11 protein-coding genes are annotated in these 21,220 nt (G+C 74.8%); 2 read left to right on the forward strand and 9 right to left on the reverse strand.

Going from position 1 to position 21,220, the window contains the following annotated elements:
- Positions 1-125: 125 nt before the first annotated feature.
- The 8 genes from ACWD1Z_RS33625 to ACWD1Z_RS33660 form a co-directional block, all read right to left on the reverse strand.
- A complete protein-coding gene (locus ACWD1Z_RS33625) occupies positions 126-6,275 on the reverse strand; it encodes a non-ribosomal peptide synthetase/MFS transporter (RefSeq protein ID WP_451124071.1) in 6,150 nt (2,049 codons plus the stop codon).
- Positions 6,272-9,616, reverse strand: coding sequence for an amino acid adenylation domain-containing protein (locus ACWD1Z_RS33630; protein WP_451124073.1), 3,345 nt, complete (start codon positions 9,614-9,616; stop codon positions 6,272-6,274). Before ACWD1Z_RS33630 ends, ACWD1Z_RS33625 begins: the two co-directional genes overlap by 4 nt.
- A complete protein-coding gene (locus ACWD1Z_RS33635; protein ID WP_451124075.1) occupies positions 9,609-11,447 on the reverse strand; it encodes a condensation domain-containing protein in 1,839 nt (612 codons plus the stop codon). Before ACWD1Z_RS33635 ends, ACWD1Z_RS33630 begins: the two co-directional genes overlap by 8 nt.
- A gap of 245 nt (positions 11,448-11,692) precedes the next feature.
- Complete coding sequence (locus tag ACWD1Z_RS33640; protein WP_451124077.1) at positions 11,693-12,976, reverse strand: 2-oxo acid dehydrogenase subunit E2; 1,284 nt, start codon at positions 12,974-12,976, stop codon at positions 11,693-11,695.
- Positions 12,973-15,009: a thiamine pyrophosphate-dependent enzyme gene (locus ACWD1Z_RS33645; RefSeq protein ID WP_451124078.1), complete on the reverse strand. Its 2,037-nt coding sequence runs from the start codon at positions 15,007-15,009 to the stop codon at positions 12,973-12,975. The genes ACWD1Z_RS33640 and ACWD1Z_RS33645 overlap by 4 nt, the downstream gene beginning before the upstream one ends.
- 222 nt (positions 15,010-15,231) lie before the next feature.
- On the reverse strand, positions 15,232-16,692 hold the full coding sequence (locus ACWD1Z_RS33650) for a glycosyltransferase (RefSeq protein WP_451124079.1): 1,461 nt from the start codon (positions 16,690-16,692) through the stop codon (positions 15,232-15,234).
- The gene (locus ACWD1Z_RS33655; protein WP_451124080.1) at positions 16,689-18,272 is read right to left on the reverse strand and encodes a glycosyltransferase; all 1,584 of its coding nucleotides are present in this window, start codon (positions 18,270-18,272) and stop codon (positions 16,689-16,691) included. Before ACWD1Z_RS33655 ends, ACWD1Z_RS33650 begins: the two co-directional genes overlap by 4 nt.
- Positions 18,273-18,280: 8 nt before the next feature.
- Positions 18,281-18,637, reverse strand: a complete 357-nt coding sequence (locus tag ACWD1Z_RS33660) for a phosphopantetheine-binding protein (protein ID WP_451124082.1) — start codon at positions 18,635-18,637, stop codon at positions 18,281-18,283.
- 673 nt (positions 18,638-19,310) lie between these two features.
- Between ACWD1Z_RS33660 and ACWD1Z_RS33665 the strand changes: the two genes are divergently transcribed.
- Both ACWD1Z_RS33665 and ACWD1Z_RS33670 read left to right on the forward strand, forming a co-directional pair.
- Entirely contained in the window at positions 19,311-20,036 is a 726-nt protein-coding gene (locus ACWD1Z_RS33665; RefSeq protein ID WP_451124084.1) for a dienelactone hydrolase family protein, read from the forward strand.
- Between the two features lie 111 nt (positions 20,037-20,147).
- Positions 20,148-20,408 (forward strand): hypothetical protein, encoded by a 261-nt coding sequence (locus ACWD1Z_RS33670; RefSeq protein ID WP_451124086.1) that lies wholly within the window; start codon positions 20,148-20,150, stop codon positions 20,406-20,408.
- 275 nt (positions 20,409-20,683) lie between these two features.
- Here ACWD1Z_RS33670 and ACWD1Z_RS33675 read toward each other — a convergent pair whose 3' ends face one another.
- On the reverse strand, positions 20,684-21,082 hold the full coding sequence (locus ACWD1Z_RS33675) for a hypothetical protein (protein WP_451124087.1): 399 nt from the start codon (positions 21,080-21,082) through the stop codon (positions 20,684-20,686).
- Positions 21,083-21,220 lie beyond the last annotated feature (138 nt).

Consider the following 21,220-nt stretch of genomic DNA (forward strand, 5'->3'; position numbering starts at 1 on the left):
CAATCCGGCCATGGTTCAAGCCACCGTCTATTGCTCCGGACCGCAGCCCGGCGGCGAGGGCGCGGAACCCGTCACGGGGTCCGCTCCCCTCGCAACCGGTCCGCTCCTTCGCCGCCGTCCGTCCGTCAGCCTCCCGTGTGCGGCGCCGACGCGCTGACCGGTTGCGCGTCGCGTCCGTCCATGGCCGCAGAGCCCTCCGTGGCCGCAGATCCGTCCGTTGCCGATGGCCCGTCCGGCGACGGGTCCGGCAACCGGCGGGCGCGCAGGGACTGGAGGCCGACCAGGTCGTCCGGCCGGGCGTCCGGCACCTCGGCGTCGAAACGGGCGAGCGCCGGAATCCGCCGGGCGCACAGGACCACGAGCACGAGCGCCAGACCGAAAAGCACGTACATCAGGCCCAGCCCGCGGCCCTCCCCCGTGCCCAGGATCCGGCCCGCGGTGCCCGCCAGCGTCCCGTCCGGCTCCATGGCGGGCTCGAGCAGCGCGGCGGTGCCGGGACCGAGCAGCAGGAAGCCCACCGGCATGGTGCACCAGGCGAACACCGTGTTGACCGCGAAGATCCGGCCGTGGAAGCGGGCGGGCACCTTGACCTGGATGATCGTGGCGTAGATCGCGTTCATCACGGTCAGCCCGGCGAAGATCCCGAACACCCCCGCGGCCACCAGCGGCAGCGACGGGCGCAGTCCGGTGACCGCGCAGCAGGCGGCCAGTACGAGGAACGCCAGCAGGACGCCGGTCATCCTGCGCTGCTTCGGCCCGCCCCAGACCGCCATCAGGGCGCCGCCCGCGGCGATGCCCACCCCGCCCGCGAGCGATACCCGGGCCACGTCGCCCAGGTCCGTGAAGCCGAGGACCAGCGGCTGGAAGAGGATGAGCAGCGGCCCCAGCAGCAGGTTCGTCACGGCGAAGAACAGCAGCATGGCCCGGAAGCCGGGCGTGCTCATCGCCAGCCGGAAGCCGGCCCGGATCTCCTCGCCGACGCTCTCGCGGCGCCGCCAGCCCAGCCGGGCCGGGAACCGCAAGGAGGCGGTGACGGCGATGGCGACGGCGTAACTGCACACGTCGATGATGAGGATGCCGTGCAGTCCCACGGTCGCCAGTACGGCGGTGGCGAGCAGGGGGACGGCGAACTGGACCGTACCCGCGCCGGCCTGCACCAGGCCGTTGGCGTGGCCGAGGTACTGCTTGGGCGCGAGCTGCGGGACGGCCGAGGCCCAGGAGATGCGCTGGAAGGTCAGGGCCACGGACAGCAAGGTCATCAGCGGGTACAGGGCGGCGTCGGTGAGCGCCCCGGCCAGCAGCAGCGTCAGCATCAGGCCCTGGATCAGCAGAGCGGCGACATCCGCGGCGATCATGACGCGTCGTCGGCTGAACCGGTCGGCCACGGCCCCGGCCAGTGGCGCCACGAGCAGGCCCGGCACCAGCGCCAGGGAGGACAGCAGCCCGAGCTGGAGCAGCGAACCGCTGCCGAGGAACACCCACAGCGGCAGCGCGAACTCGGTCATGGAGGTGCCGGCCATGGAGACGAGCTGCCCGGCGGCGACGGCGAGGAAGCGGGGCATCGCGGGTTCGGGCGGACGGCGGTCCCGTCGCCGGCGAGGGCCGCGGGACGGCGACGGGGTCCGCTCGACGGGATCGGAGTCACCCTCTTCACCGGGCCCGCCGCCGGGCAGCGGCACCTCGCCGTGTGATACGTCCGCCAGTCGCCACGTCCGCGCCGCCGGCCGCGGTGCGGCGGGGGCGGTCGGCCGCGGTGTGCCGGACTCCTCCTGCTGCGGGCCCGCGTCCGTCGGTGCGGTCAGGGCCGGGTGGACGCTGGTGATGATGTCCGCCAGTTCGGGCGCGCGGTAGCTCAGGAAGTAGTGCCCCGCCTCGTCCAGCACCACGAGGGCGCTGGCGTTGGTGACGAAGTGCCACTCCCGGAACCGCTCCTCGTGGTACAGGGTGATGTCGTCGCGCTCGCCGACCACCGAGATCACCGGCGCGGACAGCGGTTGCACCCGGTCCTGGAGCAGCGCGGTGAAGTATTCCTCGGCGTCCCGGTTGTCGGCGCGCATGTCGCGCACCATGCGGCGGGCCTGCGCCGGTTCGACGTCGTCCATGCTCAGGCCGATCGAGATCAGCCAGTCCCGGTAGCGGCGGTCGCTGCCGAATCGTTCCAGCCTGTCGAGCATCCGCACCACGGGCCCGCGGGGCCGGGCGAAGGGGAAGATGCCTCCGGCGTAGACGGCCTCCACCGGCCGGCCGGCCGCCTCCAGGGCGAGGGCGAGGGCGATCACCAGGGCGCCGCCGACGCCGCAGTGGCCGTAGAGGACGAGCGGGCCGTGCACGCGTTCCAGGATCTCGGCGACGGCCGCGTCCACCAGGTCCGGGAGGGCGGTGCGGCGGCCTTGGAGTCCCATCTCCTCCCCCGTGCCCGCCAGGGCGAACAGGGCGTGGCCGGGCGGCAGCGCCTCGGCGAGCGGCCGGTAGACGACGGCGCTGCCGCCGCCGTACGGCACCGCCACCACGGTCAGCTCCGGTGTGCGGCCCGGCGGCGGGGTGGGCGTCAGTTCGTGCAGGACCCGGGCGGGGCCGCGCTCGGCCTCCGGTGTGGTGAGGTGGGCGGCCAGGCCGCGGACCGTGGGTTGGCGGAAGAGGTCCATCAGGGTGACCCCGGCCGCCTCGGGCAGGGCCCGGCGCAGCGCGGCGATGATCCGGATGGCCAGCAGGGAGTGCCCGCCGAGGGCGAAGAAGTCGTCGTCGCGGTCCGGCAGGGGGACGTCGAGGATGCGGGCCCACACCTCGGCGACGGCGCGTTCGGCGTCGGTGGCCGGCGCCCCGCCGCCGCCCCCGGCGCCCCGCACCGGCGCGGGCAGCGCCCGCCGGTCGAGCTTGCCGTTGGGGCCGATGGGCAGGGCGTCCAGGACGACGTAGGCCGAGGGCAGCATGGAGTCGGGCAGGGTGCGGCGCAGCGACTGGCGCAGCAAGCCCGGGTCGGCGGCCATGCCGTCCGGACCGGCCTGAAGGACGTCGTCAGGCAGGCCGCGTTCCGGGGGGCCGCCGGGTGCTACGGCCGGGTCGGCGAGTGCTTCGGGCAAGTGGCTCGGCGCTTCGGCCGGGGCGCCGGGTGCTTCGGCCAAGTGGCCGGGTGCTGCGGCCGGGGCGCCGGGTGCTTCGCCCAGGTCGCCGGGTGCTGCGGCCGGGTCGGCGGGTGCTTCGCCCGGGTCGCCGGGTGCTTCGGGCACCAGGTAGGCGACCAGGCGCCGGTCGCCCGGGCGGTCCTCGCGCACCACCACCGCCGCCGCGCCGACGCCGGGCAGGGCGCGCAGGGCGGCCTCGATCTCGCCGGGTTCGATGCGCAGCCCGTGCAGCTTGACCTGGTCGTCGGTGCGGCCGAGGTATTCCAGGGCGCCGTCCGGCCGGTGCCGGCCGAGGTCGCCGCTGGCGTACATGCGGGCGCCAGGCTCGCCCCACGGGTCGGGGACGAAGCGCTGCGCGGTGAGGCCGGGCCGGTTGAGGTAGCCGAGGGCCACACCGGGGCCGGCGATGTACAGCTCGCCAGGCATGCCGACGGGCACGGGCCGGCGGTTGCGGTCGAGGACGTAGATGCGCATGTTCTGCACGGGGCGTCCGATGGGCACGCGGTGGGCGCCGGCGAGCGACTCGCGGGTGCAGGGCCAGGCGGTGCAGTCCACGGAGGCCTCGGTGGGGCCGTAGAGGTTGTGCAGTTCGCAGGCGTGGAAGCGGTCGAGGAAGCGGCGGGCGAGGTCGGCGGGGAGTTCCTCTCCGCTGCAGATCACCCGGCGCAGCGTGGTGCACCGCTCGACGCCGTCCTCGGCGAGGAAGACGGCCAGCATGGACGGCACGAAGTGGACGGTGGTGACGGCGTGCCGGCGTACGGCGTCGCGCAGGTAGCCGCCGTCGCGGTGGCCGCCGGGACGGGCCATGACCAGCCGGGCGCCCTCGCGCAGCGGCCAGAACAGTTCCCACACGGAGACGTCGAAGCCGGTCGGCGTCTTCTGGAGCACGGCGTCGTCGGCGTGCAGCGGGTGGGCACGCTGCATCCAGTCGAGCCGGTTGTGGATGCCGCGGTGGGTGCAGATCACTCCCTTGGGGCGGCCGGTGGAGCCGGAGGTGAAGATGACGTAGGCGGGGTTGTCGGGAGCGATGTGCGGCGCGGGCGGGGCGGCGGGGTCCGGGCGCCACAGTTCGGGGTCGTCCAGGGACAGGACGCGGGTGCCCTCGGGCGGCTGCGGCAGCCGGCCGTGGACGGCGTCGGCCGCGAGCAGCACCGGGGGCGCCGCGTCGGCGAGCAGACCGGCCAGCCGTTCGGCCGGGTTGTCGGGGTCCAGCGGCAGATAGGCGCCGCCCGCCTTGAGCACGCCGAGCAGCGCGGCGACGAGTGCGGCGGAGCGCTCCGCGCAGACGGCGACGACGGTGCCGGGTCCGACGCCCGCGCCGCGCAGCCGGCCGGCCAACGCGGTGGCGCGGCGGTCGAGTTCACGGTACGTCAGCTCCTCGGTGCGGGGCCGGCCGTCCGGTCCGGCGGGGCCGTCGACGACCAGGCACACCTGGCCGGGGGTGCGGGCGGCGCGCTCCTCGAAACGGCCGTGCAGGGTGTGCGGGCCCGGCACCTCCTGCGGGACGTCGTTCCAGGTGCGCAGAACGGTCTCGCGCTCCGCCTCGTCCAGCAGGTCGAGCCGGGACAGCGGCACGTCGGGGTGGCGGACCGCCTGCCGCAGCAGCCGCTCGAACAGCACCGGCAGGCGGGCCGCGGTGGCGGGCGAGAACAGGTCGGTGCTGTAGGTGAAGAAGCCGTGCAGCCCGTCGGGGGTCTGGCGCAGATACAGCTCCAGGTCGAAGCGGGTGGCGCGGATCTCGAACGGCTGGTGGACCACCTCGAGTTCGGGCACGTCCGCGCCTGGCCCGGCGGACCGGTCGTGTTCGGTCCGGTCGCGTTCGGTCCGGTCGCGTTCGGTCCGGTCGTTTTCGGTCCTGTCATGTTCGGTCGGATCATGCTCGGTCCGGTCGTGCTCGGCGCGGCCGTGGTCTCCGCGGCCGTGCTCGGCGCGCTCGTAGTTGAGCAGCGTGAAGGCGGTCTGGAAGACGGGGGTGCGGCTGGGGTCGCGGGGCAGCGCCAGCTCGCCCACGAGCTGTTCGAACGGCATCTCCTGGTGGGCCAGGTCGGCGAGGAAGCCGTCCCTGACCCGGCCGAGCAGGGTGACGAAGTCGGGGTCTGCGGACAGATCGGCCCGCAGGGCCAGGACGTTGGCGAACAGGCCGACCAGCGGCTCCAGTTCGGGCAGGGTACGGCCGGCGACGGTGGATCCGACGGCGAAGTCGTCCTGGCCGGACCAGCGGCCCAGCAGCGCCTGGTAGGCGGCGAGCAGGGTCATGTACGGGGTGGCGCCGTGCGCGGCCCCCAGGTCGAGCACCGCGCGGGAGAGGTCGGCGTCGAGGGCGATGCCCTGCCCGGAGCCGCGGAAGGTGGGCTCGGCGGGGCGGGGCAGGTCGGCGGGCAGGTCCAGCGGTCGTACGCCGGCCAGCCGGGCGAGCCAGTGGTCCAGGTCTGCCTGGCGCACCTCGCCCCGGTAGCGCTCCCGCTGCCAGGCGGCGAAGTCGCCGTAGCGCACGGCCGGTTCGGGGTCGGCCTGCGGTTCGGGGGCGTCGTCGGCGCAGGCGGCGAGGAGTTCGCGCAGAAACAGTTCGCTGGACCAGCCGTCGGAGACGATGTGGTGGTGCACGAGGACGAGCACGTGCTCGCTCGGTGCGGCGCGCAGCAGCGCGGCGTGCAGCACGGGGCCGGTGGCCAGGTCGAAGGGGCGGGAGATCTCCTCGTCGATCCAGCGGGCGAGAAGGGCCTCGCGCCGGGCGGGGTCGGCCTGTGGGGGTGTGGTGCGGACGTTCAGGCGGACGCCGCCGTCCGCGGTGACCTCGACGCGGGGGCGGCCGTCGGCGTCGGACGGGAAGCGCATCCGCAGGCTCTCATTGCGGGCCACCACCCGGCGCAGCGCGCGCTCCAGCCGCTCCGGGTCCAGCGGCCCGCGCAGCCGGACCGCCTGCGGCACGGTATAGGCGGTGGTGTCCGGGACGAAGCGGTCCATGAACCACAGGCGTTCCTGAGCGAAGGACAGCGGCGGTTCGGCACCCTCGGGACGCCGGGGCACGGTGAGCGCCGGGGCGGCGGTACGGGCCCGGCGCAGTCTTCGGGCCAGCAGTTCCGCGCGGGCGGCGGACGTACCGCGGGCGGCGTGGCGGTCCTCCGGCTGCGGCCTGTCGTCGACGATGCTCATACGGCCGGATCCCCTTCCTTGATCATCTCTTCGACCTCGGCGTCGCTCAGCGCGGCGATGTCCGCGAGCAGCAGGTCCTCCACGGCCACGGCGGTCTGCGCGACGGTGGGCGCGGTGAACACGGTGCGCACCGGGACGTCGACGCCGAGGGCGGCACGCAGCCGGGCCACGGCGCGCAGGGCAAGCAGGGAGTGTCCGCCGAGGGCGAAGAAGTCGTCGTCGGCGCCGATCCCGTGGACCGCGAGCACCTCCTCCCACACCTCGGCCACCAGTTGTTCGGCCTCGGTGCGCGGCGCGGTACCGGAACCGGTGCGCGCGGCGGCGGGGCCGGCAGCGGAACCGGGCGCGGGCAGCGCGGCGCGGTCGATCTTGCCGCGAGAGGTCAGCGGCATCCGGGCGAGGACGACGACGGCGCTGGGCACGAGGTGGCCGGGCAGCAGGCCGCGCAGGTGGTTCAGGAGCTGCGCCGCTTCCGGTTCGGCGCCGGGCCGCCGCACGACCCAGGCGACGAGGCTCTGCCGGCCCGCGCCGTCGTGCAGTCCGGCGACCACTTCGGCGACCGCTGGGTGGGCGAGCAGGGCGGCCTCCACCTCGGCGGGTTCCACCCGGTGGCCGCGCACCTTGAGCTGACGGTCCGTGCGGCCGAGGAACTCCAGTGCGCCGTCGGGTCGTTGGCGGGCCAGGTCGCCGGTGCGGTACATGCGGGCGCCGGGCGGGCCGAACGGGTCCTCGGTGAACCGACGGGCCGTCAGCTCGGGGCTGCCGGCGTATCCGTCGGCCAGACCGTCGCCGGACAGCCACAGTTCACCGGGCACGCCGGGGGGCACCGGTCTGCGGGCCGGGTCGAGTACATAGGCGCCGGTCGCGGTGATCGGTCGGCCGATGCCGGGCCGTACCTGGGCGTCGTCGGGGCCGAGGCGGGCGGCGGTGGCGATGACGGCGGCCTCGGTGGGGCCGTAGGTGTTCCACAGTTCGACGCGGTCGCCGAAGCGCTCCCGCCAGGCGGCGACCGCCCGGGAGTGCACCTGGTCGCCGCCGAGCACGACCGCCCGGAGCGCGGAGGGCCAGGCGATGCGGTCGCCGGCCGCGACGAGTTCCTGCCAGTAGGCGGTGGGCAGGTCGAGCACGGTGATGCGGTCGCCCGCGGGTCCGGCCAGCCAGTCCGGCAGTTCGGCGGACGGCACGGGCAGCAGGACCACGGTCGCGCCGGAGCACAGCGCCGGGAAGATCTCCTCGACGTGGGTGTCGAAACCGAGCGAGGCGAACTGGAGCACGCGCTCCCCCGGCCCCAGCCGGTAGGCCTCGCGCATCCAGCCGACCCGCACGGCCAGCGCCCGGTGCGGCACCACGACCGCCTTGGGCTCGCCGGTGGAGCCGGAGGTGTACAGCACGTAGGCGGGGTCGCCGGGCGCGGGGGCGGCGGGTTGCTCCGGAGCGGGGTCGCTGGGCGCTGGGACGGCGGGTTGCTCCGGGGCGGGGTCGGCGGCCCGGTCCCCGGCATGGTCGGCCGCCCGGTCCGGGGCCGCGGTGAGGGAGGGCAGTTTCACGGTGGGCGGGCCGCCCGGGACCGTACGGCTCCCCGCGCCCGCCAGTACCGCCGTCGCGCCGGCCTGTCGCAGCATGGCGGCCAGCCGGGCCTCGGGCAGGCCGGGGTCCAGCGGCAGATAGGCGCAGCCCGCCAGCAGGATCCCCAGCATGCCGGTCACGGTCTCGGCCGACCGGGCGCCGGCCAGGCCGACCGGGGTGCCCGGTAGCGCGCCGGCCGCGCGCAGCAGCCGGGCGACCCGGCCGGCGGCGGCGAGCAGGTCGCCGTAGCCGAGCACCAGGCCCGCCGCCCCGTCCTCCAGGGCGGGCGCGTCGGGTGTGGCGGCGGCCTGCCGCAGCAGCCACGTCACCACGCTCTCCCCGGCGGCCGTCCCGGGGGCGTCCGGTCCGCGCAGCAGGGCGCCGGTCTCGTCCGGGGCGAGCAGCGGCAGCCGGTCCACGGGCGTGTCCGGGTCGGCGACCGCGGCACGGGCCAGCAGCGGCAGCCGGTCCAGGAGCGCCTGGGCGGCCTCGGGTGCGAGCAGCGCGGGGTCGTGCATGAGGACCAGGTCGATGCCGTCCGGTACGGGCCAGGCGTCCAGGGACAGGTCGAACGGCGTCGGCGGCGGGTCGGTGCGAAGCGGCTCGATGCGCAGCCCGGTCCGCGCCCCGAACTCCTCGCCGCCGTCGCCGTTTCCGGGCGCCGCGCTCTCGGTGTGCAGGTTGAACCAGGAGCGGAACAGCCGCGGTTGACCGGCCCCGCGCGCGGTCCCGAGCGTGCCGAGCAGTTTCTCGTACGGCACGTGCGGATGGGTGAGCGCGCCGGTGACCGTGCGCCGGGTGCGCGACAGCAGCCCGGCGAACGTCACCTCGCCGCCGAGGTCGGCGCGCAGCGGCAGTACGGCGGTGAAGCAGCCGACCAGTTCCTCGTCCTCGGCGCGCTCGCGACCCGCGAAGGCCGTGCCGACGACGACGTCCTCCTGCCCGGTGTGCCGTCCGACGAGGATCTGGAACAGGGCCAGCCACGCCATGAAGGGCGTGCACCCGTGCCGCCCCGCCAGTGCGGCGATGGCGTCCGCGGTCGCGGCGTCCACCCGTGCGCGGGCCGGGGCGGACGGTCCGGGCTCCGTTCCGCCGTACAGCCGCTGCGCGCCGACCTCGGCGGTGCCGGGCAGGACGGGTGAGCCGGGGGGCAGTCCCGGGCCGGGCGGGTCGGCCAGTTCGGCCGTCCAGTGGGCGAGGGCGCGGTCCGCCTCGGGGCCGGCCAGCCGGGAGCGCCGCCACATGACGTGATCGCCGTAGCCGGCCGTGAGCGGGCGCAGCCGCGGCCCGCCACCGGAGGCGAACGCGGCGTAGCTGTCGGCCAGTTCGCGCAGCAGGAGCTGGATGGACCAGCCGTCGGAGACCAGATGGTGGGCGGCGAGCAGCAGCACGTGCTCGTCGTCGGCCACCTGGTACAGCTCGGCGCGGACCAGCGGTGCGCGGTCCAGCCGGTAGGGCTCGGCGCCGCGCTGTTCCGCACGCCGTACGGCCTCCCGGCGGGCCTCGGGCGTGCCGCGCAGGTCGTGCCGGACCAGGACGGGGCCGGTCGCGGTGACGCGCTGCACGGGTGATCCGTCCGTGTCGGTGACGCAGGCGCGCAGCGGCTCATGGCGGGCCGCCGCGGCGGCGAGGGCGCGCTGCAGCCCGCTCGCGTCGAGGGGCCCGCGCAGCAGGCGGACGGTGGTCAGGTTCTCCGAGGTGTCGTCGGGGTCGAGCCGGTGCAGGAACCACATCCGCTCCTGCACCGGGGTCAGCGGGTACTCGCGGTCAGCCATGGTGGTGCTCCTCGACGAGCCGGGCGAGGGCCGCGCCGAACGCGGCCGGGGTGGGAGTCTCGAAGAACAGGCCGGCGGGCACCGGCACGCCGAAGCGGTCCTCGGTCCGGGCGGCGATCCGTACGACGGCGAGGGAGTCGCCGCCGAGCGCGAACAGGTCGTCGTCCGGGCCGATCCCGGGGCGGCCCAGCACCTCGGCCCACAGCGCGCACACCGCGTCGGTGACCGACCGGGTCGCGGGGGCCTGCGGCGACGCGTCGGCGGCGTCCGCGGTGGGGGCCTCCGCGTGAGGGGCGTCCACGGCGGCGGTGTCCGAGCCGGGAGTCGGCCGGTGCTCGGTCCGGGCGTCGTCGGGGGCCGGGGCGGGCCGCCACGCCTCCGGGGTGCGCAGCCGGCTCACGGGAGCATCCGGATTCTCCGCCGACAGGCGCAGCACCTCGGCCAGTTCGGCCGTGAAAGCGCCGGCGGCCCCGGGGGCGAACCGGTCGCGCGGGTAGGTCAGCACCAGTTCGGCGCCGCCCGGGCCGGTGGTCGCGGCCAGGGTGAGGTCGTACGCGGTGCCGTCGACCTCCTGGCCCCACGGGCGGGAGGCCAGTCCGGGGCCCCAGCCGCTCCCGGCCGCGCCCGTGGCCGCGCGGGCGCCCTCCTCCCGTTCCACGAACAGCGTCTGGAACAGCGGGTGCACGCCCCGAGCGCGGCGCGGTGCGACCGCGGAGACGATCCGGTCGAAGGGCGCCGCGTGCGTCAGCGCTGCGGCGAGCGCGTCGCGGACGCGGTGCGCCAGGGTGCGGAAGTCGGGGTCGCCGTGGAGCTTGACCCGCAACGGCAACAGGTCGGTGAAACAGCCGACGACGGTGGCGAGTTCCGGGTGCGGGCGGCCTCCGGAGACCACGCCGACGGTCGCCTCCGCGGTGCGGGCGGCACGCGCCAGCAGCATCAGGTAGCCGGTCAGCAGGGCGGTGTGCGCGGTCAGCGGCACTCCCCCGCCGACCCCGCGCAGCGCCTCCAGCGTGGTGGCGTCCACCCGGGCGACGGCCGTGGCGGTGCTGCGTCCTCCCGCCCGGGCCGGGCGGGCGGGAGGCGCGAGGTCCGGCAGCAGTCGCGGCGGGGCGCCGGCGAGCTGGTGACGCCAGTAGGCGAGCCGGTCGGGCAGCACCCGTTCCAGCCGGTCCCTGGACCACTGGGCGTAGTCCGCGTAGTCGGGAATCTCCGGGCCGGGCGGCACGGTGTGCGGCCCGTCCCGGTAGGCGGTGGCGAGCCCGTCCAGCAGGACCGCGACGGAGGCGCCGTCGGCGGCGAGGTGGTGGCAGGTCAGCAGGAGCCGGTGCCGGTCCGCCGCCAGGCGCAGGACGGTCAGCCGCAGCAGCCGGCCCGTGGTCGGGTCGAAGGGCTGTCCGGCGGCGGACACGGCCATGCCGCGGGCGATGTCCTCCCGCTCGGGTTCCGGGAACGGCGTCAGGTCCAGCGTCTCGACCAGGGTGGCCGTCTCGGCCGCGGTGGGCGGATCTGCGGGCAGGGTCTGCCACGGCTCGGCGTCCGGCCGGCCGTCCGGGCCGGTGCGGGCGGCGAACCGGGCGCGCAGCACCGGGTGACGGCCCAGGACGGCGGCGAGCGCCGCGGTGAGCCGGTCCGGGTCGAGGTGCCCGTCCAGCGCCAGCCCGGCGGTCACCGGCGGGACCGCGCCCGGTCCCGCGATGAGTTCGGCCAGCCAGATCCGCCGCTGCTCGGCCGAGCACACCAGCGGACGGCCGTCCCTCGGCGCCCGCGGCAGCCCCGTGGAACCGCCGGGGGCGGTGGTGCGCCGGCGGGCGGCGAGGAGGCGGAGGGCCATCTCACGGCGGTCGGAGGGGGTGCCGGGGGCGGTCCGGGGTGTGTCGGCGGGCGTGGTTCCAGTCCCGGGTGCGGTTCGCGTGCCGGGGGCGGTTCCAGTGCCGGGTGCGGATTCAGTGCCGGGTGCGGATTCAGTCGCGGGCACGGTTCCAATGCCGGGCACGGCCCCGATGCCGGGCACGGCCCCGATGGCGGGCGCGGCCCCGATGGCGGGCCCGGTCCCGGGTACGGCGGTTTCCTGGTCGCTCATTCCGTCGCCTCCGCCAGCCGTGCCGGGTCCTGGAGCAGGTCGCGCACTCCGGTGAGCAGTGCCGTCACGTCCCGGCCGTTGACCAGGCGATGGTCATAGGCGGCGCCGAGCTGCACGAGGCTGCGCTCGCGGAAACCTCCGGCGCCGTCCGGGACCGCCACGGCCCGCGGTGCCGCGAGCGACAGCGCGCAGGCCTGCCCGGGGAAGACCACCGGCACGGCGAAGACCACGCCGGGCTCGGTGTGCAGGGTGAGGGTGATGTTGGCCCCGTTCAGGTCGCTCTCGCGGAAGGCGCCGCGCACTGCCGCCATGCGGAACGTCATCAGCGTGCGGGAGATCTCGCCGAGCCCGGCCCGGTCGGCGTCCCGTACGACGGGCACGTACAGTCCCGCGCCGACGTCGAAGGTGACGCCGATGTGGGCGCCGGGGAGCAGGCGGGTGGCGGTGCCGTCGGGGGTGAGCGAGGCGAAGCAGGCGGGGTCGTGCGCACGCCGTACGGCCAGGGCGGCGAGCGTGAGTTCGGCCGGTCCGACGAGGGAGCCGGCGGCGGCGCTCAACTCCCGCCCGGCGGCGAGCGCGGCGGTGAGGTCCGCCTCCACGACGGTGAACGCGGCAGGCACCGTCCGGTGCGAGACGGTGACGGTGGCGGCCACGGCCCGCTGCACGCGGGTGAGGGGGGTGACGACGGTTCCGGGCGGGTCGGCGGCCGGGACCACGTCAGTTGCCACGGCGGCGGGGGCGGGGGCGGACACACGGGATGATGATTCGTCAATTACGGCCGCCTGTACGGCTGTTGTCGACCCTTCATGGTCCGCACCGGGGTGGCCAGTCCCCGCCGCGAGGCGCTCCACGTCGGCCCGGCGGACGACGGGCACGCCCAACTCCCGTGCCCGCGACTCAGGGATGCCCAGTTCGGCCAGCAAGGCCCGCGCGGGCTGGGTGACGACCAGACCGGGCGCCGCCGCGGTGACGCCGGCGGCGGCACGGGCCGGTTCCGGACCGGCGGCCGTACGGCCACGGGCGGCGGCGAGCGCCTCCTCGTCCGCGTGCAGGCGGGCGAGGAGCGCGCCCGGCGGGTACTCCCGGCCCGGCTCCGCAACCTGTTCGAGCAGTCCGTCCGCCGGCGCGGCCACCTCCTCGAGCGCCTTGGAGGTCTCCACCTCCAGCAGCGGCTCACCGGCCACGGCCTTGCCGCCGTCCGCGACGGCCCACGCCGCCAGCAGATGAACGGCGTCGTTGCTGTTGAGCTTCGGCATGCGGACTTCCGCGGCCCCGGTCATACGTGCGCCTCCAGTCGTGCACCGGCTCCCGCCGCCGTACCGGTCACCCGGCGCACGACGGCGCGCCGGATGTCCCCGGCGCTCAGGAACACCTCGTCCTCCAGATGCGGCGCGGCCGGGATCACCCGGTCCGCCGCGCACCGCAGCTCCACGGGCCCGCGCAGTGTGTGCCACAGGCGGCTGTGCAGTCCGTGGGCCACTTCGGCGCCCCAGCCCGCGCCGGGCGTGCCGTCCTCCAGCACGAACACGGCCGGGGCGGCCCCGCACAGCGCCGCCAGTTCGTCGGCCTGGACCGGCCACAGCCGGGCCGGCACCAGCAGCCGTACGCCGATCTCGTCCTCCAGCAGCAGGTCGCGGGCCGCCTCGACCGCCCGGTGCGCCAGGCCGCCGGGGGCGATCAGCACCGCGTCCGGCTCGGGAGAGCCGGCGGGCTCGACCACGGCGACGCCCGGACCGCCGTCCGGTGCCTCGGTGACGCGGAACCCCAGGACGTCGTCCACCACTCCACCGGTCCAACGGCGGGCGGTGTAGAGGATCTTGTCCTCGAAGAGCACCGACGGCGTCCCCGTGCCGAGCGCGTGGGCCAGCAGCGCGGCGACGTCGTGGAACGGGCTCAGCTCGTACAGGTCCAGGTCGGGCACGCCCATCAGGTGCTTCTGCGGACTCTGGCTGTGGGTGGGACCGTAACCACGCCGCCCGCCGACGGGACAGCGGACCAGCAGCGGCACCGGAACGCGGCGGCCGTACATGGTGACCGACTTGGCGGCGAAGTTGACGAGCTGGTCGACGGCCAGCGTCACGAAGTCACCGAACATGATCTCGACCACGGCCTTGCCGCCGGCCAGCGCCAGCCCCGCCCCCGCGCCGACGATCGCTCCCTCGCTCAGGGGCGTGGACCGCACCCGCTCCCCGAACCGGGTGGACAGTCCCCGGGTGACGCCGAAAGCCCCGCCATAGGGATCGGTGACGTCCTCGCCGAGCAGCCGCACGGCGGGATCGGCGGCCAGCAGCGTGTGCAGGGCGTCGTTGAGGTGCTCGCCGATCCGCTCCGGCCGTCCCGCCGTACGGGGCACGGGTGCGGCGGCGTCCGCCGGGCCGGTCGCCCGCAGCGCGGGTACGGGCGCGGGCGGCGGCGGTACGGCGGCGGCGTGGCCGTCCGACGGCGGCCGGGCGGAGACCTCGGTCACCAGCCGCGCCACCGTGGCGGCGAGCCGCGCGTCGGCCTCCCGGAACCGCTCCGGGAAAGCCTGCGCGTACCGGCGGTACCAGTCCCGGCGGTGCAGCTCGGTGATGCGCTCGACGGGGCGGGTGTCATCACCCTTGCTGTGCGGTCCCAGCCGCACCGTGTCCAGCTCCACCACCAGCGGACCCGCACCGTCCCGCACGGCCGCCAGCAGGGGCGCCAGTTCGGTGCGCAGCACGGCCGGATCGGTCGCGGCCGAGTGGTGGTACGCGATGCCGAACGCCTCCGCCCGCCCCCGGATCGTGCCGGCCAGCTGGGCCTCGGTCGGGGTGGACTGGGCGATGCCGTTGTGCTCCACGACCACGACGACGGGCAGCCGCCACAGCGCCGCCATGTTGAGCGCCTCGTACACCGCGCCCTCGCCCCAGGTGCCGTCGCCGACGAAGGCCAGGGCGAGGCCACCGGCCGCGAGGCCCCGCCGGTGCAGGGCGGCGCCGACGGCCACGGGCAGGCTCTCGCCCTGCACGCCCGTCGACAGGAACCGGCCGGTGTACAGGTGCTGACTGCCGCCCACCCCGCCGCACACCGCGCCGGCCCGCCCCATCACCTCGGCGAGCAGTCCCTCGGCGTCCCCGGTGAGGGCGAGGTAGTGCCCGTGGCCACGGTGGTTGCTGAACACGAAGTCCTCGCGGCCCAGCAGCGGCGCGAGCGCCACGGGGATGTACTCCTGTCCGAGGCAGGTGTGCGTGGTGCCGGCGATCCGGCCCTCCCCGAACAGCCGCAGCAGCGCCTCTTCGAAGTGGCGGATCAGCAGCAGGGCGGCGAGATCATCGTCGTCGGGCTCGGTCATCGGTTCCCCCATGTGGTGATGAGTGCGGTGTCAATTCCGCCGGCGTACGGGACGGCGGCGGAGGCGGTTCGCGGACGGACGGCGTCAGGTGCGGGGCGGCGTCCTGCGGGCGGACAGTGACGGACGGGGCGGACGCCCTCACCGTCGCGTCCGGTGGGCTGCTGCCCGCGGCAAGGAAGGGCACGGCGGAGCGGCGGGAAGCGTGCAGCTCACGTCCGCCCGTCAGCCGGTGGGCGCTCCCCCGTCCCCCGGCCGCGGCGCGGTCCGTGCCCGGCGGGCCGCCAGCGCGCGCAGCGCCGCCGCCCTCGCGGGCGACGAGCCGGCGTCGCCGGTGAGACCGGTGAGACCGGAGGTCCGGTCGGGCCGTGGTGCGGCACCCGGTCCCGATACGGTTCCCGCTCCGGAAACACCCCCCGGTCCCGATACGGCTCCCGCTCCCGATACACCCCCCGGCCCCGATACGGCTCCGGGGGCGGCCGGAGCGGCTCGCCGGGCCGTGGACAGAGCGGTCAGGAAACGTTCCGGCGCGCCCGGGTCGAGCCCGGCGACGAAGGCGTGCGCCGCCCGCCGGGAAGCCCCCGACCTGGCGCGGTACGTCGTCTCGTCCTCCAGCAGGGCGAGCAGCGCCGTCCGCCAGGGCGTCACGTCCTGCGGCGGGATCACCGGCTCCGGACGTGCCTGGCCGGCCCGTGCCGCGTACCCGGTCACCGGGCGCACCGGCAGCGTCCCGGCCACGCCCAGCTCGGCCTCCGCGAGTCCGCCGACCGAAGAGGCCAGCACGGGGATGCCCCGCAGCTGCGCCTCCACCGCGCTGTAGCCGAAGGTCTCGTCCCAGAGCGAAGGCATCAGCAGCACCGAGGCGCGGCTCAGGACGTCGTCGATGTCGTCGACGGGCGCGGTCAGTTCGATGTTGCGGCGACGGCGCAGCCGCTCCAGGTCCGCGGGCTGCGTGCCCCATGTCGGCACGGCGAGGAAGGGCACGTCGGGCAGTGCGTCGGCCAGACCCAGCAGTACCGTGATGCCCTTGTAGCCGCACGGGTTGATCAGCGTGACCGCGCGGCCGTGCGGACCGGCGGCGCCGTGGTCGGGGAAGGGCCCCGGCCCGTAGACGTGCGGGTGGATCAGCACCGAGTCCAGGCCCGCGTGTTCGGCGACGTACCGCTGGGCGGCACGGCTGACCGCGACGACCGCGGCGGCACGGCGCACCAGCGCCGTCCCGGCCGAGCTGGGGTAGAACGCCCCCGGCCCGAAAGGCAGTTGCTGCAGCGTGTGCACGAGGTAGACGACGCGGTCGGGGGTGGCCGCGAGGGCCGCGCCGAGCACCATCAGGCCCGGGTCGTCGCTGGGCGTCAGGGTGACCTCGGGGCCGAGGACGCGGGCGGCGGCGCGGATCCGGCCCGGCAGCAGGGAGGGCGAGCGCACGGCGTGCACCTCCACGCCCCGGTACTGGTAGACGACGGCGTCGGGACCGTCGTCCAGCACGGTGGCGCCGCGTTCGCGCAGCGCCGCCACGGCAGCGTCCGGGCCGGTGACCGGGCCGGTGGCGAGCGCGCCGGTCAGCGGGCCGACCACGAGACAGGTGTGACCGCGGCGGGCCAGCTCCTCCATCAGCAGTCGGTTGGAACGGTTCGCGCCGCCGTGCGAGGGCAGGTGGATGAGGTTCTGGGCGAGCAGGATCTTCACCGGGCCGCTCCGTCGGAGGACGTGGCGGCGCGGGCGGCGCGCAGCCGGGCATGCAGCCGGGCCCGGTCCGGTGCGGACAGCGTGCGCAGCCGGGCCACGGCGCCCGCCACCGGCCGTTCCAGCGCGGCCAGTTGCCGGGCCGCAGCCACGGCGCCACCCTCCGCGAGATTGCCGTCCGTCGCGCGGTGGTCACGGGTGCGGGCGGTCACGACGGCTGCGTCGCCGCGGACCGACACCTCGTACGCGCGATCCCGCGTGCCGTCACCGACCGTAGGGCCGGGCACCGGCTCGCCGCGACCGGCACCGGCCGCCCCGCGGTGGTCACGGGTGCGGGCGGTCACGGCGGCTGCGTCGCCGCGGACCGGCACCTCGCCCGCACGATCCCGCGTGCCGTCACCGACCGCGGCGCCGGACACCCGCTCGCCACGACCGGCGCCGGCCGCGACATCGGCCGCCCGCTCGCCGTACCCCTCGTCGGCCGCCGCCGCGACGATGGCCTGCGCCAGTTCCCCGGGACCCCACCCCTCGGCGGGAGCTACGCGGGCCAGGCCGTGGCGGGCGAGGCGGGCGGCGTTGTCCGGGCGGTCGATGCCGTCGGCCATCACCACCTGCGGGCAGCCGGCCGCCAGCGCCCGCGCACAGGTGCCGATGCCGCCGTGATGGACCAGCGCGGCGGCCTGCGGTAGCACGTCGGCGAACCGGATCCCGGGCTGCCAGCGCACGTTGGGCGGCAGCCGGTCCGGCAGCAGGTCGCGGTGGCGCACCACGAGGGTGGTGGGCAGGCCGGTCAGCCCGGCGGCCTCGGTGAGCGCCGGGTAGTAGCGAGGGTGCAGCATCCGGCCGGTGCCGCCGGTGGCGAGGACGGAGCCGGGCGGCGGGGCGTCGGTGCCCCCGGTCACGTCCTGCACCCCGGCCCTCTCCCCGAGCGCCCGGGACGCGGTGTCCGCGAGGGGGAATCCCGTCAGCCGCAGCCAGTACGGGGAACGCGGCCCGGCCTCGTCGAACCAGCGCGGCCACAGGCCGATCACGGCGTCGCAGGTGTCGAACCAGCGCCGCCAGTCGCGGACGGGAGGCAGCCCGAGACCGGCCCGCACCTCGGTGAAGCCGGCGACCAGTTCGGTCCCGTAGGTGTGGGCGGCCACGGGCGCCGCCATCACCTGGGTCGGCGCCAGCGCCAGCCACGCGGCCGGGGCGCCGAGCAGTTCGCCGACGAAGCGCACCGACACCCCCGAGGTGTGACGGCCGACGAGCACCGTCTCGCCGGGACGGTACAGCTCCCGCAGCATCGCGCACTCCCGGGCGATCTGCTCGAACATGCCGTTGCGCCGGTAGAAGGCGTCCCAGCCGAGGCGGCCGGGGGCGGAGCCGAGCAGTCCCGGCGTGTCGGCCAGGGTGCGTTCGAAGGCGGACTCGTCGTCGATGGCCCGGAAGCCGAGACCGGCCGCGACGGCGGCGTCCCGGTAGGGCGCGTGGGTCAGCAGCACCACGCGGTGGCCCGCCCCGGCGAGGGCGGCGCCCACCGCCACGAAGGGCAGCACGTCGCCGTCGCTGCCGTGCGTCACCAGCAGGAAGAGGGACATCCGCCCGCCTACGCCGGCTCGGCGCCGGCGCCACCGCCGGCGCCGGTGGAGTCCGCCAGCAGGACGCTGAGCTCCTCCTCGCTCATGCCGTCCAACTCGGCCTCCAGGGCGCGCAGTTCGTCGGCGTCCAACGCGCCCAGCAGCAGCTCGTCCACCGCGGCGGCGGCGCCGCGCACGGTGAAGCCCTCGGTGAACAGGCGGTCGAGGGGCAGTTCCACGCCCCAGGTGTCCTGCACCCCGGCGAGCATCCGGACCAGGTTCAGCGAGGTGCCGCCGGCCGCGAAGAAGTCGGTGCCGACGTCTTCGGGAGCGGTGCCGAGCGCCTCGGCCCACAGGGCCGCCACACTCTCCTCGGTCGGCGTCATCGGGCCCCTCCGCCCACTACGGAACGGACACGGGCGTACGGGACGTCCATCGTGGTTCTCCTTGCGCACTTGCACATGACTGACAGTGGAATCCGCCACCGGAACCGGCCTGGCCCGCGACGTACCGATGCGTGCAGATTGAAAGAGAGACCGGGGAGCCGACTGCTCACCCGGGGCCATTCTCTTACGTGGGAGCGCTCCCACGATGGCCCAAAGCTGCTGTTTCCCCCCGTCCCCGACGGTAGTTCAGCAGCGGCCCGACGGACCTGTCAATGCATACGCAAGGTTGAATTGCGCCACAGGCGACCGCGATTGGCCGCTCACAGCCCCCGCCACGTCCCCGCGGGGGAGGCAGCAGGCGGCATGGCAGCGGGCGGCGGAGACGGCCTTCTTGCGCTGACGGCTGCCGACGCTTCGGCCGCAGGACACCGTACGGTCACACCGGAAGGACACGTTCGGCCGTCCCCGCTTTGACTCGCCTGGCATGCGTCCGCCTCCCGCCCCCCGGACGCGATGCGAAAGGACGTCGTACGCCGCGACCCTGCTTCGGCCTGCAACCCAGGCTCTGAGCCGAACCGCTGAGGCGGCGATTCCGGAACACGCCAAAGACCTGCCTTCTGCCAGCAGCAGAGCACCGGCCCGACCGGGCTCGACGACACTACAGTCCAGGCTCATGACGACAGTTACAACGCGCACGATCGAATACGCGGCCGACGGCCTGACGATGATCGGGCACCTCGCGCTCCCGGCCGGTGTCGACCGCCGGCCCGCGGTCCTGGTCGGGCCCGAGGGGGTGGGGCTCAGCGACGTCGAGCGCCGCCGGGCCGATGCGCTCGCCGAACTGGGATACGTGGCGCTGGCCTTCGACCTCCACGGCGGGCGCTATTTGGGCGACCCTGAGGAGATGCTGGCCCGTTGCATGCCGCTGCTCGCCGACCCCGACCGGATGCGAGGCATCGGCCACGCGGCGCTCGACGTGCTCCGCGCCGAGCCGCGGACCGACCCGGACCGGATCGCCGCCGTCGGCTACGGCACCGGGGGCGCAATCGCGCTGGAACTCGGGCGCGACGGCGTCGACCTGCGCGCGATCGCGACAGTCAACGGACTGATCACGGGCCGACCAGGCGAGACAGCGCGCATTCACTGCCCGGTGTGGGCCGGGGTCGGGTCAGAAGACCCGATCATGCCGCCCGCGCAACGGGACGCATTCACCGCCGAGATGCAGGCTGCGGGCGTCGACTGGCGCCTCGTGGTCTACGGCGGCGCCTTGCACGCCTTCCATCACCCACCGGTCGAACACACCGTGCTTCCCGGGGTCGGTTACCACCCGCAGCACTCTCAGCGAGCTTGGCGGGACGTCGTCGACCTGCTCGCCGAGTGCCTGCCCATCACGGAGTGATCTGGGCAGACTGGGGCCTGTTCACAGGTTCTGACAGCTCGTTGCTTCGAGGCATCACTCCGGAGAGCGTCATTCGGACTCCTACGGACGGCGGCGTGCGGGGATGCCGAGGTGGACGGTTGGTCGCTGAACTCGGCGTTGGGTCTCGTCGCGCTTCGCGCGGAGGAAGGTGAGGGTGAGGTCGATGCCCTCGATCTCACCGATCAAGCCTTCGGCCTCAGCCTGCGTCCTTCGTTGCAGGAGGTCTGCTTCGAACTCGGAGAGCCGAGCGAGCATCCTGGGATTGACGTGGAGCATCGGGCAGCGGATGCAGGCGTGTTCGTACTGGCAGGCGGTGCCGTAGGGGCGTCCGCAGGAGCCGAGCTCGCGTAACGGTGATGTCCCCACCCACGGTCGAACACTCAACTCAACGGACGGTAGTGCCGTCTGGGGTTCTGAGGGTTGTGCCGGCGGCTAGGTTACGGGCCTCGATCCAGGCGCCGATCTCAGGAACCCAGAAGGGGTGCTCGTGCGTGGCGGTGAGCTTCAGGCGAGTGACCTCCCGGAGGCGTACCTCCCCTGCTTCCAGGTCTGCGAGCAACAACCTTGTCGCCGACCATAATCTCTCCAATATCCTTGAAAGGATAATCTCAACCACTGGTTGGCCGTCAACGCCCCCTACGCGCCGCAATTGATTCCTGAATAATTGCGAGAGCGAGAGCGGATGCGCCGATCGCCGCCAAAAGAATCACATCGCTCCAGTCAGGGTGACTACGCCCCTTAACAACGACGAACGCAATGGGCACAATGATGAGCGCCCAGCAGAAAGCAAGCGCAATGGCGTAGAATCGAGTCTGCTTCGCGGTCTTCGTTGCAGAACCATTGCGCCGCGATTTCAGAGTCTTGGAGAGAAGAATCAAAGGGCAGAGAACCGCAATTCCTATCACCGCCTGCACAATAAGCGGATACCTCCAAAATATCGCTGCGACTTCGAGAGCCAAGGCTAAGAATAGGGCTGCAATCGCCCACCATATATGCGATACCCCTCGGTTGAAAAATTCGGACACGGTACCTCTCCAACGAGCGCGGAACGGTGTGAGCGCGCAATCGGGTCACGTCCGCTGGAGTGGTGTATCGACGGCCACTCGGTGATCTCGTCTTTGAGGCTATGCGGTCAGTTCGGTGGGCAAGGCGGTGTCGTCGGT

This window comes from Streptomyces sp. NPDC002784, assembly GCF_053592135.1.